At 67.9% G+C, this 15,487-nt stretch carries 9 protein-coding genes and 1 pseudogene; 6 read left to right on the plus strand and 4 right to left on the minus strand.

Features of this window, described 5'->3' with window-relative positions:
- Nucleotides 1–487: 487 nt before the first annotated feature.
- Entirely contained in the window at nt 488–1,990 is a 1,503-nt protein-coding gene (gene gmtY / locus M6G65_RS20155) for a gamma-mobile-trio recombinase GmtY (protein ID WP_347710504.1), read from the minus strand.
- A gap of 217 nt (nt 1,991–2,207) precedes the next feature.
- Here gmtY and M6G65_RS20160 point away from each other — a divergent pair, with 217 nt between their 5' ends.
- Entirely contained in the window at nt 2,208–2,519 is a 312-nt protein-coding gene (locus tag M6G65_RS20160; RefSeq protein WP_238196859.1) for an ETC complex I subunit, read from the plus strand.
- Between the two features lie 4 nt (nt 2,520–2,523).
- Here M6G65_RS20160 and M6G65_RS20165 read toward each other — a convergent pair whose 3' ends face one another.
- Complete coding sequence (locus M6G65_RS20165; protein ID WP_238196797.1) at nt 2,524–2,982, minus strand: nucleoside deaminase; 459 nt, start codon at nt 2,980–2,982, stop codon at nt 2,524–2,526.
- Between the two features lie 50 nt (nt 2,983–3,032).
- Nucleotides 3,033–4,100, minus strand: coding sequence for a spore photoproduct lyase family protein (locus tag M6G65_RS20170; RefSeq protein ID WP_238196796.1), 1,068 nt, complete (start codon nt 4,098–4,100; stop codon nt 3,033–3,035).
- A 268-nt stretch (nt 4,101–4,368) separates the two neighbouring features.
- Here M6G65_RS20170 and M6G65_RS20175 point away from each other — a divergent pair.
- The 4 genes and pseudogenes from M6G65_RS20175 (at nt 4,369) to M6G65_RS20190 (ending at nt 13,215) form a co-directional block, all read left to right on the plus strand.
- Nucleotides 4,369–6,320: pseudogene (locus M6G65_RS20175) on the plus strand (putative bifunctional diguanylate cyclase/phosphodiesterase).
- Between the two features lie 1,507 nt (nt 6,321–7,827).
- Nucleotides 7,828–9,456 carry a TolC family outer membrane protein gene (locus M6G65_RS20180; protein WP_238196794.1) on the plus strand — a complete coding sequence of 543 codons (1,629 nt, stop codon included), beginning with the start codon at nt 7,828–7,830 and terminating at the stop codon, nt 9,454–9,456.
- A 122-nt stretch (nt 9,457–9,578) separates the two neighbouring features.
- Complete coding sequence (locus tag M6G65_RS20185) at nt 9,579–10,166, plus strand: PopZ family protein (RefSeq protein WP_238196793.1); 588 nt, start codon at nt 9,579–9,581, stop codon at nt 10,164–10,166.
- Nucleotides 10,167–10,497: 331 nt separating this feature from the next.
- A complete protein-coding gene (locus M6G65_RS20190) occupies nt 10,498–13,215 on the plus strand; it encodes a valine--tRNA ligase (protein ID WP_238196792.1) in 2,718 nt (905 codons plus the stop codon).
- 3 nt (nt 13,216–13,218) lie between these two features.
- On the opposite strand, the gene M6G65_RS20195 is transcribed toward M6G65_RS20190, so the two are convergent.
- Nucleotides 13,219–13,584: a hypothetical protein gene (locus M6G65_RS20195; protein ID WP_238196791.1), complete on the minus strand. Its 366-nt coding sequence runs from the start codon at nt 13,582–13,584 to the stop codon at nt 13,219–13,221.
- 287 nt (nt 13,585–13,871) lie between these two features.
- On the opposite strand from M6G65_RS20195, the gene M6G65_RS20200 reads away from it, so the two are divergent.
- Nucleotides 13,872–15,398, plus strand: coding sequence for a Do family serine endopeptidase (locus tag M6G65_RS20200; RefSeq protein ID WP_250102786.1), 1,527 nt, complete (start codon nt 13,872–13,874; stop codon nt 15,396–15,398).
- Nucleotides 15,399–15,487 lie beyond the last annotated feature (89 nt).

Consider the following 15,487-nt stretch of genomic DNA (forward strand, 5'->3'; position numbering starts at 1 on the left):
GCCTTGCTGCGTGCATGACGCCTAACGCGATCTTGAAGCGCCGCGAGCTCGGCAGCCGTGACTGCGTTCACTGGCGTCGATTGATTGCTATAGACGGGGCTGAACAGCGTCTCGCCCCCGCGCACGAAGTTGCGTGGAAAAGGATCGCACCCCGTACGTACAGATGCAGGCAGAGGAGGACGAACTCTGCCTGAGGGAACCGGCGCGCCACGAAGGACGCATACGTGGCGTCGAGTGCAGCGACGAACTCGCCTCGGTCGGAGGCTGCTGCAATGGACGCAAGCAACGCCAACGCCTTCGGACGCGCTCTTGGCTTGCGTCGTAGAATAGCAGCGATCGCATCTGTCGCCGCTATGGCACTCTCGGGGTTGAATGGGTCGATGACGGTCAGCCGTACATCATCGGCAGCAACAAACAGCGGCGGATCGCTCGCAAGATCAGGAGCTACCTCGATAGGCGACAGGCTTGTGATGCATCCCATCGTTGCTTACGCCCCTGCCAGTATAGGAAGCTCAATCCGCTCTTGTCGCGAGACGGCGTGGTTCAGAATGCGGTTCACCTTATCTGCGTCCGGGCGCGTGTAAATCGCGGTGCTCTCTGGCGACTTGTGGTGCATCGCCTTCTGGATCACGGCCTGAGGCACGTCCGCGTCGGTCAATATTTGACCGTAATGGTGCCGCAGCCCGTGCGACGTACCCCCGGTCTCCTTAACTGGCTTTATGCCCACGGACTTTACGGCCCTGGCTAATTTCTTGTTATACTGCTTGATCTTATACGGACTGCCAGCGCCGCGCCCCTCGTGGGTAACGAATAGAAAAGGGCTGGACGTCGGTGGCCTTACATCACTGACATAGGATCTGTATAACCCCCAAAAGACTTTGCCCCACCAAGTAGGGAACCATTGAACCTCTAGGTAGAAGTCACCGGATTTCTCTCTTACGAGGAGAGGATCCTTCCATCCGGCAAAGAGGTGCTTCGAGCCGGACTTGTGACGCGGGCAGAGACCTTGTGCGCGCAAGAACTCCTCGCGGCTGATCACGTGCCACTTCCGGTCAATCGGATTGAATGTGCGGTACTTCCCTTCGCTCGGGTGATGAATGCGAACAAGGGCGGAGCCGGGTGACCGCGGATCCTCCCGGACGTCGTCTAGGTATAGATGAAAGGGCTCCGACTCCCGCAACCCACCGGCCCCCTGCAGGATCGCGATCATCATGTCCCGCACGTGAAACTTCTGATGTGTCGCCCTCCGCTGATGTCTACCGGGTACGACAAAACCCCTTCTGATTAGGTCGGCAAACTTGTCGGGTGGAAAGTAGGGCGGCCGAGTTTCGTCGATACGCGGACGACGCCTCATTGCGACATCACGTACTCGACCTGCGCGATCCCAGGCAGCCTGCCGATCGCCGATGTGCCTCAAAAGGGACCGCCGGTTACTCAAGTCCCATGCACGAAATTGCGCTAAACGCTTTCCCCAATCGGCTATGGACCAAGGATTCAATTGGGCAGTATCACAATTCTCAAAACAATAATCCGATAACACCGTCAAACGTTTGACGTGAGCATCGGCGACGTCAAACGAAACTTTTGGCCAGTACAAGCCAGTGGGGTCACTGCCATCGGTTTGGATAGTTCCGCAGAGAAGGGCCTCAGCAAAATCCGAGAGAATCTCTCGTTGCTGTGCTGTCCCATCGTAGAGATGTCCGCGCTGTTTCGCAAAATCATAGAATAGACCGAAAGCTTGGGTATATCCGCGCTGCCAGCTCGCGCTCTTCTGCCTGTTCCTCGGCGCTAGAAACCAGTCCAACAGCACCTGAGAAATACCGTCCTCTGTAAGGAGGACACGGACGGAAGATCCATGTGGCGTCGCCAGCGGATAATCGCAGGCGACGTGGTGAAGGGGAGCGATAGGGCGCTCTGCAGCCATCAACGACCTCCCAGGAGCTACACAGCGAGCGGACACCTCCAATCGTGTGAGGCAACATCGCCACATCACGGGAGGTATGTGATGTTATATGTTATGGGTGTCGCAGATTAAATTGGGAAGCTTGGATCAGCGCCAACGCTGTGGACAGAGGTCGCATTTTCCGCGTATCGATCCGAACCGCGTCCCTAATGTGATACCCGCCCTGGGGGGAACAGTGGGACCAGGGGGTCGTAGGTTCGAATCCTATCGCCCCGACCATTCGTTCAGGAGCATGTCGCGTCAGATGCCGAGCGCCCGGATCTTCCGTCCATCTCGGGATGCCACGCAATCGGGCCTCGCCCGGACCAAGCAGTGGATCCTGGAGTTCGACCGGACCAGCCCGCGCGAGATCGATCCGCTCATGGGCTGGAACGGATCCTCCGACATGATGCAGCAGGTGCGGCTGGAGTTCGACACCGAGGAAGAGGCTGTGGCCTACGCGAAGCGCGAGGGCATCGCCTACCGGGTCGAGCAGCCGGCAAAGCCGGCCCTGCGCAAGGGCTTGTCCTACTCCGACAACTTCAAATTCAACCGCACGGCGCCCTGGACGCACTGACGCGTCAGGCCTCCCGGCGCGCCCGCCACGCGGCATAGGGCGCTTCGCCGGCCGGCCGGATCTGGCTCAGCCGCATCGGCTGTGCATCGAGGGGTTGGCACAATTCGGCGTAGATCGTGGCGCTGCCGGCTCCGTATTGCTCGGCCTCCTCCGCCGAGAAGGCGAAATAGCCCTGCTTGAAGCCGGCAAGCCGCATCGCGGCATGGCACATCGGGCACGGGCGGCCGCTCGCGTACATCACGCAATCGGACAGGTCGCGACGGCCCAGGATCTGGCTCGCCTCGCGCAACGCCACCATCTCGGCATGGGCGCTCGGGTCGTTGGTCGCGTGCACGGTGTTGGCCGCGCGCACGAGCACGGCACCGTCGCGCACGATCACCGCCCCGTAGGGTGAGCCCCCGGCCGCGACATTCGACTCGGCGAGCGCCACCGCCTCGCGGATATAGGCCTCGTGCGTGGACATGGATCCGAACTCCTTCGCCGGCGCTCCAACGCCGCGCGCGGCCCCGGAGTTCAGAACGCGTAGCGCACCGTGCAGTACGGCATGGTCTCGGCGAGCAGGGCCTTGAACCGGGCGAGCCACTGGCCCTTCCAGCCTGCCCGGTAGCGCAGGTTCGTGCCGCCGCCCTCGGAGACCTTCGCCTCCTGGATATCCGGCCGCCAGAGCAGATCCTCGGCGCGGGGATGCCAGCCCAGGTTCACGGCGTGCAGATCCGCGTTGTGGGTCAGCATGATGATCTCGCATTTGAGCTGCGCCTTGGCGGCGTCCGACAGCGTTGCGTCGATCTCGGCGAACAGCGCCCGCCAGTCGGCCTCCCAGCCCTCGTAGAGGATCACGGGCGAGAAATTGGCATGAACCTCGTAGCCGGCGGCGACAAAGTCATCGATGGCGGCGATCCGCTCCGGGATGGGAGCGGTGCGCACGTCGACGATCTTGGCGATCTTCGCCGGCATGAGGGAGAAGCGGATCCGCGTCTTGCCCTGCGGATCGTAGTCCAGAAGCTCGCGATTCACCGCCTTGGTGGCGAACGAGGCTTTCGCGTTCGGCAGGGCGCGGAACAGCTCGACCATGCTGCGCACGCCGCTGCTGACGGCGGCGTCGACCGAGAGGTCGCCGTTCTCGCCGATGTCGTAGACCCAGTACTCCGGATCGATCGCGTCCGGCTCTGGCAGAGGCCCCTGCCGCTTGGCATGCCGGGTGATCGCCGCGCAGGCCTGCTCGACGTTCACGAACAGGGAGATCGGGTTCGAGAAGCCCTTGCGGCGCGGCACGTAGCAATACGCGCAGGCCATGGCGCAGCCGTTGGAGGTGGAGGGCGCGATGAAATGGGCGCTGCGTCCGTTCGGGCGCATCGTCAGGCTCTTCTTCACGCCGAGAACGAGCGTCGAGCGCTTGATGCGAACCCAATCCTCCACGGACCCGGCATTGCCGTGCAGGTCCGGGATGTTCCAGTGGGACGGCACCACGATGCGCTCCGCCTCGGGATAGCGCGCGAGGATCTGCTGCCCGACGGGAAACGCATCGACCGCGGGCTCGTGGTAGATCGTCCGGATGTCGAGGAGATCGCGGGTCAGTGCCATGACGGGTCCGGGAGCCTGCAATGGCCCGTGGATCGATATGGTGTTCGGCAGCCGGACTGACATGGCTTGCGGCCTGACGCCTCAATCAACCGCAAGACCGGTTCAGATCAGGAAGATCTCTGTTTCTCGGCCGATCTTCAACGATATCTTACGATTCCCTGGCGATCCTCACGCGCCTCTCAGTGGACGTGCGATGATCGTTCAGGACCAGAAGAGATCCGGTCCGGAGACATCCGGCCCCGGCGAGGGCGTCGGACCTGCGGGATTGATGCGCGACGCGTTGGTCCGTCGGGACCAGCTCGAAGCCATGCGCGGCAGCGTCCTGACGGCGATCCCCGTCAACATGCTGCTCGGGCTGGCGAGCCTGCTGGTCGCGTTCCGAAGCGATCACGGCTCTGCCGGAGCCCTCTGGTATGCGGCCTCGACCGGGGTCAACCTGCTGCGCATCGCGCTCTGCCGTGCGCCCTGCCTCGGCTTGTCCCTGACGGCCGACATGCCGCCGCGGATGGCCGAGGCGGCCGCGCACTCGATCGATCGGCATCTGCACGCCAACATCGCCGTGGCATTCCTGTCCGGCTCGGTCTGGGCCTGCCAGCCCCTGCTCTGCGAGGGCTACACCTCCGCGCAGGCGCTGTTCTATCTCGGCGTGACCTGCGGCGTCACGGCCGGGGCCGTGACCCACGGGACGGCTTTCGCCCGCATCCCGGTCAGCTTCATCCTGCTCCCGCTGCTGTCGGTGACCGGCTGCCTCCTCATCGCCGGGGGTTTCGACCGGACCTGCCGGCGGCCTGCGTGCTGCTGTACTTCCTCGCCCTGACCCACACCGCCTTCCGCAGCGAGGCCGGGTTCCGCGCGGCGAGCCGGCTGAAGAACGAGGCCACCGCGCTGGCGCGCTCGCGCGCCGAGGCCCATGCGAGCGCGAGCGCCCTCGCCGATGAGATGCGCTGGCGCGCCACCCACGACGACCTCACCGGCCTGCTGAACCGGGCGGGCTTCATCCAGCAGGCGGAAGACCGGCTCGCGGCCGGCGCGCAGAGCCTGCTGCTGCTCGACCTCGACGGCTTCAAGTTCGTCAACGACGGCTACGGGCACAAGGCCGGCGACCATGTGCTGATCGAGGTCGCCCGCCGGTTGCGCGCCGCAGCGCCGGAAACCGCCCTCTCCGCCCGCCTCGGCGGCGACGAGTTCGCGGTGCTGTACGATCACGCCGCGTCCGGGACGCCCCACGACGTGCTGGCGGAGCGCCTCATCGCGGCGGTCGGCCTGCCGTTCGCCGGCTTCGATGCGGGCCGGCTCGGGGTCAGCATCGGCATCCATGCCGGACCCGAGCCGAGCCTGACGGAGATGCTGAGCTGCGCCGACGAGGCGCTGTATGCCGCGAAGGCGTCCGGTCAGAGCCAGTTCCGCACCTTCGATGCCGGCTTGCGCGACCGCCTGCAGATGCGCCGCGACCTGGAGCGCGACCTCTCTCAGGCCCTGGCCGAGAACGCCCTGGAGGTGTGGTTCCAGCCGATCTACGCCCTGGATGCTCATACGCTGGTGGGGTTGGAAGCCCTGGTGCGCTGGCAGCATCCCCGGCTCGGCTGGATCGCGCCGCCGGACCTGATCGCCGCGGCCGCCTCGGTCGGCCTGACCGAATCGCTGCTCCGCGCCATCCTCGAGCAGGTCTGCGCGATGATGCAGATCCTGCGCAGCCGGGGACTGGGCACCGTCCGCGTGGCGATGAACGTCTCACCCCGGGAGATGGCGCAGGTTCCGGTGGACGAGATCGTCATCGGCCGGCTGAGCCTGCTCGACCTGCCGCCCGCCATGCTGGAGATCGAGATCACCGAGGAGACCGCGCTTGATATCGGCGCGGTCCAGGGCAAGCTGCAGGCCCTGTCGCGGGCCGGCATCCGGGTGGCCCTGGACGATTTCGGCATCGGCTACTCGTCGCTCTCGTCCCTGCGCCAGCTCCGGGCCGACCGGATCAAGATCGACCGGAGCTTCGTCACCGGGCTCGGGACCTGCGAGGACAAGCACGGCTTGGTGCTCGCCGTGCTCGGCCTCGGCCGGCTGCTCGGGCTCGAGGTCGTCGCCGAGGGCGTCGAATCGGCCGAGGATCTCCGCATCCTGCAGGCGATGGGTTGCCCTTTCCTCCAGGGCTATCATCTCGGCCGACCGATGCCGGTGCACGCCTTGGAGAACACGCTGCTCATCGCACAGACCGAGGCGGCCTGAACGCCGCCCGATCGCGCCGAGACTGATCGGGACCAGGCTGAGGGCCGGGTTGGCCGCCTGACCCGTCCGTCAGCATCGCGGCGGCGTTGCTGTCCGCGCCGCGGGCGTGCGGCATACACCCCTTATGTGTTCGCATCAAAGATAGGGCTAATTCCCCAGCCGAATATCGAATATGTATCTATAAGCCGCGAGATGCGCTTTTTTCACATTGCATTTCGTCCGCAAGGGACTGCTTAATCAAGCCCGACGGCAGTGCGACTGCCGGACCGATTGCAGGACTCGTCATGCGCGCCTTGCGCACGCGCCGCGCCCTTTATTCCCTGATGATCGCATCGGCCACCTGTCCTGTCCCAGCGCAGGCCGAGATGCGCATCGAGGCCGCGAAGATAACCGGTGGGGACCTCTGGATCATCGGGTATGCCGACGATCCCGACACAGAGATTACTCTGGACGACGGGTTTCCGCAGCGAACAGACAGCCGCGGCTACTTCGAGTTCCGCATCGTCTACCATCCGGCCACTTGCATCGCGACGCTGCGCACCCCGCGGCAGTCCCGCGGCGTCGTCGTCGCCGGCTGTGGCCAGATGGGGCCGCAGGCGGCCGGCCTCGTCGGCCCGGCGGGGCCGCGCGGGGAGCGAGGAGAGGCCGGTCCCAGAGGCGAGCCGGGCGCCATGGGTCCTCCCGGACCGCCCGGGGCAGACGGTGCGCGCGGCGATCCTGGACCGGCGGGCCCGGCTGGGGGGATCGGTCCGGTGGGCCCGGCGGGTCCGGCAGGCGCCCCCGGCCCGGTCGGGGCAGTCGGTCCGGCGGGTCCGGCAGGCGCGCCCGGACCGGCGGGCGAGATCGGCCCGGCGGGTCCGGCAGGCGCGCCCGGCCCCCGCGGCCTGCAAGGGCCGCCGGGGCCGCACGGACCGCCGGGACCGCCTGGGCCGCCCGGCAAGATGGGACCGCCCGGGACGATCGCGAAGCCGAAGGTGCCCCCGACGCCGGTGCGGGCGGCGAGACCCCGCCCGGCGCGCAGAATCGGCGCGCCCGAGCGAAGCCCCCGAGGCCGAGCCGGGCGCCGGGGTGCCTGCCGAGGATCGCTATTGAACCGCGCATCGATGCCGCTTGCGGATTTGTGCGGGTGCCGGAGCGTGGCGCATCCGGATGCGCGCCAGGCCCGGCCTCCATCGCACGGCGCAGCCTGTGACGCCGCGTGTCGCCACCGAAAAGGCGTTTTCGTGGGGTCGCTCGCTGCCGCAAAAGGGCGGCGTGGCGCCCCGTCGGAGACCTGTCACCTTAATGCCCCAACCGCCCACTTTCCGAGGCCATGGCACAGCCGACGCGAGCCAAGACGCTCGATTTGCGTTAAGCGTGACGGTGGGGTGGGCTTAATCGGATCCCAACGGAACGCCATACCTTGGCTGTTTTCGTCGCAGACATCCGGATCGGAAGAGGCCGGAAGGGCTTGTTCATCGTGAAACGACGTCCGCCAGCGAGTCGCCCACCATTCCGCGGGGTCGGAATGGTGGCGTCCGGGCTCGCGATCTTGGCAACGGCTCCGGCCACCGCCGAGACGTTGGAGAGCGCACTCGCGAAGGCCTATCAGGGCAACCCGAGCCTCAACGCGAGCCGTGCCGGCGTGCGCGCGATCGACGAGAACGTCGCGATCGCGCAGTCCGGCTACCGGCCGCAAGTCAATGTCGGCGCCTCGATCGGCGTTCAGTACCTGCAGACCACCAGCGCCAGCGCCGTCTCCTCGGCCGGCGGCTCGGCGACGGCCGCGGCAACGGCGGCGGGGACCTCCAGCGCCGGATCGCTTCTGGGGGGCACGGCCGGGGCTGGCTCCACCCTCGGCACCACGACCGGGCTCGGCTCCGGGCTCGGGACCAGCACGGGAATCGGCGCCGGCGGTGCCGGTGGCGCGGGCCTGACCTCCGGCGCGACGTCGAACGCAGCCAGTCAGCCCGGTCAGTCGATCGGATCGACGGCAACCTCGACCGAGGCGGCCGCCCAGACCATCACGTCGCGGCGGACGGTCGGGCAGACTTATCTGCCGGCCAGCGCGGGCCTGACCGTCACGCAGACGCTGTTCAACGGCTTCCAGACCGACAACCAGACGCGGCGTGCCGAGTCGACCGTCTACAGCCAGCGCGAGATCCTGCGCTTCACGGAGCTGACGGTCCTCTACAACGCCGTTCAGTCCTACATGAACGTGCTGAGCAACACGGCCACGCTGGAGCTCAATCGGAACAACGTCGAGGTTCTGGAAGAGCAGCTTCGCCAGACCCGCGACCGGTTCAACGTGGGCGAAGTCACGCGAACCGACGTCGCGCAGGCGGAGGCCCGCCTCGCCGGCGCGCGCTCGCAGGTCAGCGCCGCCGAATCAGCCCTGCGCACCAGCATCGGCATCTATCGGCAGAACATCGGCGTGGAGCCGCGCCAGCTGGCACCGGGCCGGCCGCTCGACCGGTTCGTCCCGCCAAGTCTGGACGCGGCCATCGCCATCGGCCTGCGCGATCATCCGCAGATCGTGTCGGCGATCCACGCCGTCGATGCGGCCGAGGCACAGGTCAAGGTGCTGGAGGGGCAGCTCGCGCCGAGCGTCAGCCTGCAGGGCTCGCTGACCCAGAGCTACGATCAGAGCGGCCCGAACCAGAGCTTCTTCATCGGATTCGTGGGCGGTCGGGTGAATATCCCGATCTACGAGGGCGGCCAGGTCTACGCGTCGATCCGCCAGGCCAAGGAGACGGTCGGCCAGAACCGCATTCAGGTCGACCAGGCGCGCGACCAGGTCCGGGCGCAGATCGTCGATTTCTGGGGCCGGCTCGAGGCCGCGAAGGCGCAGGTCATCGCGGCGCAGGCCCAGGTCCAGGCCAACGAGGTGGCGCTGAACGGCGTGCGCGAGGAAGCGCGCGTCGGCCAGCGCACGACCCTCGACGTGCTCAACGCGCAGCAGGAGCTCCTCACCTCGCGCGTGAACCTGATCGTCGCCCAGCGCGATCGCGTGATCTTCTCCTACGGGGTGGTTCAGGCGATCGGTCAGCTGACGGCCCGGTTCACCGCCCTGCCGGTCGAGTACTACAGCGCCAAGGTCCACTACGATCAGGTCAAGGATCTGTGGTTCGGCCTGCGCACGCCGGACGGGCGCTGAGGTCTTTTCCACGGGGAGTGTGGTGCTGGCGCGCTTGCCGCAACGAAATGGCATGGAATACTGATTGAACACCGGCCCGTTCGGGCCGCTTTCCAGTCTCCCATGCCCGAGTGCGCCTGCCGATGAGTGCAGCAAGCCCCAAGATCCCGGACACGAATTTCCAGGACAAGGCTGCCGACAAGGCGCACGAGCCTTCGATGGAAGAGATCCTGGCGTCGATCCGGAGGATCATCGCCGACGATCAGGCGACCAAGCCGGCCGAGGTCGCCCCGGCGCCCGAGCCCGACGACGTGCTCGATCTCGCGGAGGTCGCTGAACCGGTCGTCCGTCCGCGCGCCGTCGCGTCGGAGCCCGAACCGGCGATGATCGATTTCGACGCGATCGATTTCGACGAGCCGGTCGCCCTGGAGCCGGAGCCGATCCCGGAGCCCCCGGCACCTCCGCCACCACCACCGCCGCAGCCGGTGTTCCAGGCCGCACGGCCGGAGCCGGAGCCCGAGGCCCTCGTCTCGCCGGCCACCGACGCCAGCGTCAGCGGCGCGTTCAACCTGCTGGCCCACACGGTGCTGACGCAGAACGCCCGGACGCTGGAGGATCTCGTCAAGGAGATGCTCCGGCCGATGCTGAAATCCTGGCTCGACGACAACCTGCCGGCCGTGGTCGAGCGTCTGGTGCGGGCCGAGATCGAGCGGGTCTCGCGCGGTCGCTGAGTCTCACGCCGCGGCGGCGGCGCGGGATCCCCGGGTCCTCGAGCCGATCGAGCCGACCGAAATCGCCGCTCACCGTCATCCCGGGTCCGCATGGCGGAACCCGGGATCCAGAGCCGCCGAGGCACCAAGCACGGGCACCCGATGGGGGTCTGGGTTCCGCGCCCTGCTGCGCAGTCCCGGAACGACGGGCTCGTCGTCGGGGGCATGGCACATCCTCGATGCCACACGCGTCGCAGAGCCCAGGGGCGGCCGGGCCGCGTGTTGACGGGAGCGGCGTGACGGTCGAAAGCGGGTCCAACCCCGTTTGGACAAGCGCCCGCCCGTACCCGCGATGATGGACAAGACCTTCGAGCCCGCCTCCGTCGAGGCGCGGATCTCCGCAGCCTGGGTCGAGGCTGACGCCTTCCGCGCCGGCCGGCCCGAGCGCGCTGGGGCCCCGCCGTACTGCATCGTGATCCCGCCGCCGAACGTGACGGGCTCGCTGCACATGGGCCACGCCCTTAACAACACCCTGCAGGACGTCCTTTGCCGCTTCGAGCGCATGCGCGGCAAGGACGTGCTGTGGCAGCCCGGGACCGATCACGCCGGGATCGCGACGCAGATGGTGGTCGAGCGGCGCATGGCCGAGGCCCGGGAGCCCGGCCGACGTGAGATCGGCCGCGCGGCCTTCGTCGAGAAGGTCTGGGCCTGGAAGGCGGAATCCGGCGGCGCCATCGTCAACCAGCTCAAGCGTCTTGGTGCCTCCTGCGACTGGTCGCGGGAGCGCTTCACCATGGACGAGGGCCTGAGCCGCGCCGTGCTCAAGACCTTCGTCGACCTGCACCGCCAGGGCCTGATCTACCGCGACAAGCGGCTGGTGAACTGGGACCCAAAATTCCAGACCGCGATCTCGGATCTGGAGGTCCAGCAGATCGAGACCAAGGGCCATCTCTGGCACTTCGACTACCCGGTCGTGGACGAGGCCGGCCGTGAGACCGGCGAGATCATCACGGTGGCGACGACCCGCCCCGAGACGATGCTGGGCGATACCGGCATCGCGGTCCATCCCGAGGACGAGCGCTACCGGGCGCTCGTCGGCAAGCGCGTGCGCCTGCCCCTGGTCGGCCGCCTGATCCCGATCGTCGCCGATGAGTATTCCGATCCCGAGAAGGGCACCGGCGCGGTCAAGATCACCCCGGCCCACGACTTCAACGACTTCGAGGTCGGTCGGCGCCACGGGCTCGGCCTGATCAACGTGCTCGATCCCGAGGGCCGGATGCTGCTCGACGGCAACGCGGCCTTCCTCGACGGGACCTCGCCCGAGCCGGAGGCCCTGGCGCTCCACGGCCTCGACCGGGCGCAGGCGCGCAAGGAGGTTGTCGCCCTGATGGAGGCGCGCGAGCGCCTGCGCACGATCGAGCCGAACACCCATGCGGTCCCGCACGGCGACCGCTCGGGCGTCGTCATCGAGCCGTACCTGACCGACCAGTGGTATGTGAACGTCAAGCCGCTGGCCGAACGCGCTCTGCAGGCGGTGCGCGACGGACAGACCAAGTTCGTCCCCGAGAATTACGAGAAGACGTTCTTCCAGTGGCTCACCAACATCGAGCCCTGGTGCGTCTCGCGCCAGCTCTGGTGGGGCCACCAGATCCCGGTCTGGTACGACGCGGAGGGCGGCATCTTCGTCGCCGAGAGCGAGGCCGAGGCGCTGGCTGCGGCCGCGGCCAAGCACGGCCGATCCGTGGCGCTGACCCGCGACGAGGACGTCCTCGACACGTGGTTCTCCTCGGCGCTCTGGCCGTTCTCGACGCTCGGCTGGCCGGATTCGACCCCGGAGCTGACGCGCTTCTACCCGACCAACACCCTGGTGACCGGCAAGGACATCCTGTTCTTCTGGGTCGCCCGGATGATGATGATGGGCCTGCACCTCACCGACCGGGCGCCGTTCGACACGGTCTACCTGCACACCCTGGTGCGGGACGCGTCGGGCGCGAAGATGTCGAAGTCGAAGGGCAACGTCGTCGATCCCCTGCAGCTGATCGATCAGGTCGGCGCCGACGTCCTGCGCTTCACCCTCTGCGCGCTGGCGGTCCAGGGCCGCGACATCAAGCTGTCCACCGACCGGGTCCAGAGCTACCGCAACTTCGCGACCAAGCTCTGGAACGCCGCCCGCTTCGCCGAGCTGAACGGCTGCGGCCTGGATCCGGCCTTCGACCCGCGCTCCGCCACCGGCGCCATCAACCGTTGGGCGCTCACCGAGGCCGCCCGCGCGGTCGATGAGGTGACGGCGGCGCTGGAAGCCTTCCGCTTCAACGACGCGGCGGGCGCCGCCTACCGCTTCGTCTGGAACATCTTCTGCGATTGGTACCTCGAACTCGCCAAGCCCGTGCTTCAGGGCGAGAATGTCGATCCCGCGATCCGGGCCGAGACGCAGGCGAGCGTGGCGTTCCTGATCGATCAGGTCGCCAAGCTCCTGCACCCGTTCATGCCATTCCTCACCGAGGAGCTGTGGGCGATCAAGGGCGCCGCCCTGCCGGAGCGCGGCCTCCTGACCCTCGCCGCCTGGCCGGACCTCGGCGGTCTCGCCGATGCGGCCGCGGAGGCCGAGGTCGGCTTCGTGGTCGATCTCGTCAGCCAGATCCGCTCGGCGCGGTCCGAGACCAATGTGCCGGCCGGCGCGCAGATCCCGCTCGTGATGGTCGGCGCCGCCCAGGAGATCCGGGCGCGGGTCGAGGCATGGCGCGACACGCTGCTGCGCCTCGCCCGGCTGTCGGAGATCACCTTCGCGGACACGCCGCCGAAGAACTCGGTTCAGCTTCTGGTGCGCGGCAGCGTCGCCGCCCTTCCCCTGGAAGGCGTTGTCGATCTCGCCGCCGAGGTCGCGCGCCTGAAGAAGGAGCAGGGCAAGGCGGAGGGCGAGATCAAGAAGATCGACGCCAAGCTCGGCAACGCCGATTTCGTCGCCCGCGCACCGGAGGAGATCATCGAGGAGAACCGCGAGCGCCGGGAGAGCGAGGCGGCGCGGCTCGTGAAGATCGAGGAGGCGCTGGCGCGCCTGAGCGGGGACTGAGCGTCACCGGTGGGTGCCGAGGGCGCCAGTGAACGCCTTCGGCGCCCCCCAACTGCCGGACGCCATGGCGCTGGGTCTCCGGAAGTCATTCTGTGACGCAACACGCGGATGCGTGGTGTAGTCCGGCGGAACATACCCGCCGGCCTGATTCCAGTACCCGGGCTTCGGGTTGGCTGACGTCTTGGCGCCACGACCCTCATCGTGGCGGCGCGTATCGACGCCGTAGGTCGTCCTGGCATTGCTCCGCGCGACCGGCACCGCGAAGGCCGGCGTGGCGTCGAAATAGTCGCGGTAATCCGTGTCCGATTCGACAGCCGTCGCCCCGACAGTCGATCCGAAGAACACGGCGGCCGCGAACAGTGTCCTCATGATTGTACCCCTCCGCCTGTACGCTGGCATCCTGCGGATCCGAAAGTATCGGCCGCTGCCGAACGCGGTGGGATTATGGATCGACGCTGCGGAAGCGCGGTGACACGCGGCACAAGCCAGCGACGTTTCCCACGCCGCACGGCGTCGTCGCGATTGGCCGCCCCGCACCTGTCGAAACCGTAATGTGACCGCCACGCCCGGGTCAGGGGCCGCCCTCTAGACAGATCCCATCGACCGCCGCGCCAGCCGGCGTCGTCCCGATCAGTCCCGAGAGGTTTCAGACCCCCATGACCGAGACCCGTCCTTCCGGCCGCACCTCGCGCCGCGCCCTCGCCTCCGTGGCCGCCGCCGCTCTGATCGCCGGCGGCGCCCTTGGCAGCGGCTACCTGCCGTCCGCCACCCCGGCCTACGCGCAGGCCCTTCCGAAATCCCCGATCGAGGCCCCCGAGCACCCGCCGGGCTCCTTCGCCGGCATCGTCAACAAGGTGAAGCCGGGCGTCGTCTCGGTGAAGGTGAAGCTCGGCGATTCGGCGAGCAGCGACGACGATGACGGCCCTGGCCAGGGCCGCAACCTCCAGAACGTGCCGCCGCAGCTGCGCGAGTTCTTCAAGCGCTTCGGCCAGAACGGCCCGGGCGGGATGCAGCCGCAGCACCAGGGCCCGCGCGGCGCGGTCGGCTCCGGCTTCATCATCTCGGCCGACGGCTACGTGGTGACCAACAACCACGTGGTCGACCATGCCAAGACCGTGCAGGTGACCCTGGACGACGGCCGGACGCTCGACGCGAAGGTCATCGGCAAGGATTCGAAGACCGACGTCGCGCTCCTGAAGATCAACGAGGGCTCGAACTTCCCCTACGTGCAGTTCGGCAAGACCGCGCCGCAGGTCGGCGACTGGGTCGTGGCGATCGGCAACCCGTTCGGCCTCGGCGGCACCGTCACCGCCGGCATCGTCTCGGCCCGCGGCCGCGACATCGGCGCCGGCCCCTACGACGACTTCCTGCAGATCGATGCCCCGATCAACAAGGGCAATTCCGGCGGCCCGACCTTCAACGTCAACGGCGAGGTGGTCGGCGTGAACACCGCCATCGCGTCTCCGTCGGGCGGCAGCGTCGGCCTCGCCTTCGCGATCCCGGCCGAGACCGTGCAGGCGGTGGTCGAGCAGCTCCGCACCGACGGCAAGGTCGCCCGCGGCTATCTCGGCGTCCAGATCCAGCCGGTGACGCAGGACATCGCCGAGGGTCTCGGCCTCGACAAGGCCAAGGGCGCCCTCGTTGACCACGCCGAGAGCGGCACCCCGGCGGCGAAGGCCGGCCTCAAGTCGGGCGACGTGATCGAGAAGGTCAACGGCGACACGGTGGACAGCGCCCGCGAGCTGTCGCGCAAGATCGCCGGCATGAAGCCCGGCGCCAAGGTCGAGCTCAGCTACCTGCGCGGCGGCAAGTCGGACGTCGCCACGGTGACGCTGGGCACCATGCCGACCGACGGCACCAAGGTCGCGAGTCGCGATGACGATACCGGCAACGGCCAGCCGCGGCTCGGCCTCCAGCTCGCGCCGGCCGGCGAGGTCGGCCTGTCCGACCAGGGCGTCGCGGTGGTGCAGGTCGATCCGGACGGGCCGGCGGCCGCCAAGGGCATCGAGACGGGCGACGTGATCCTCGACGTCGGCGGCCAGAGCGTGTCCCGGCCGGCGGACGTGGCCGCACAGATCCGGGCGGCGGAGTCCAGCGGGCGCAAGGCCGTGCTGATGCGGGTGAAGAGCGGCAAGGGGCAGACCCGGTTCGTCGCGGTCTCGCTCAGCAAGAACGCCGGCTGAGGCCGGTCTCTCCCGGCGCGGGGCCCCTCCCCGCGCCGTCTCGTGGTGGCCTCCGACTGGCGCCGGCCGAGCAGGCCGGCGCCGTTTTC

The sequence above is a fragment of the Methylobacterium tardum genome (assembly GCF_023546765.1).
Classification (GTDB): Bacteria; Pseudomonadota; Alphaproteobacteria; order Rhizobiales; family Beijerinckiaceae; genus Methylobacterium; species Methylobacterium tardum.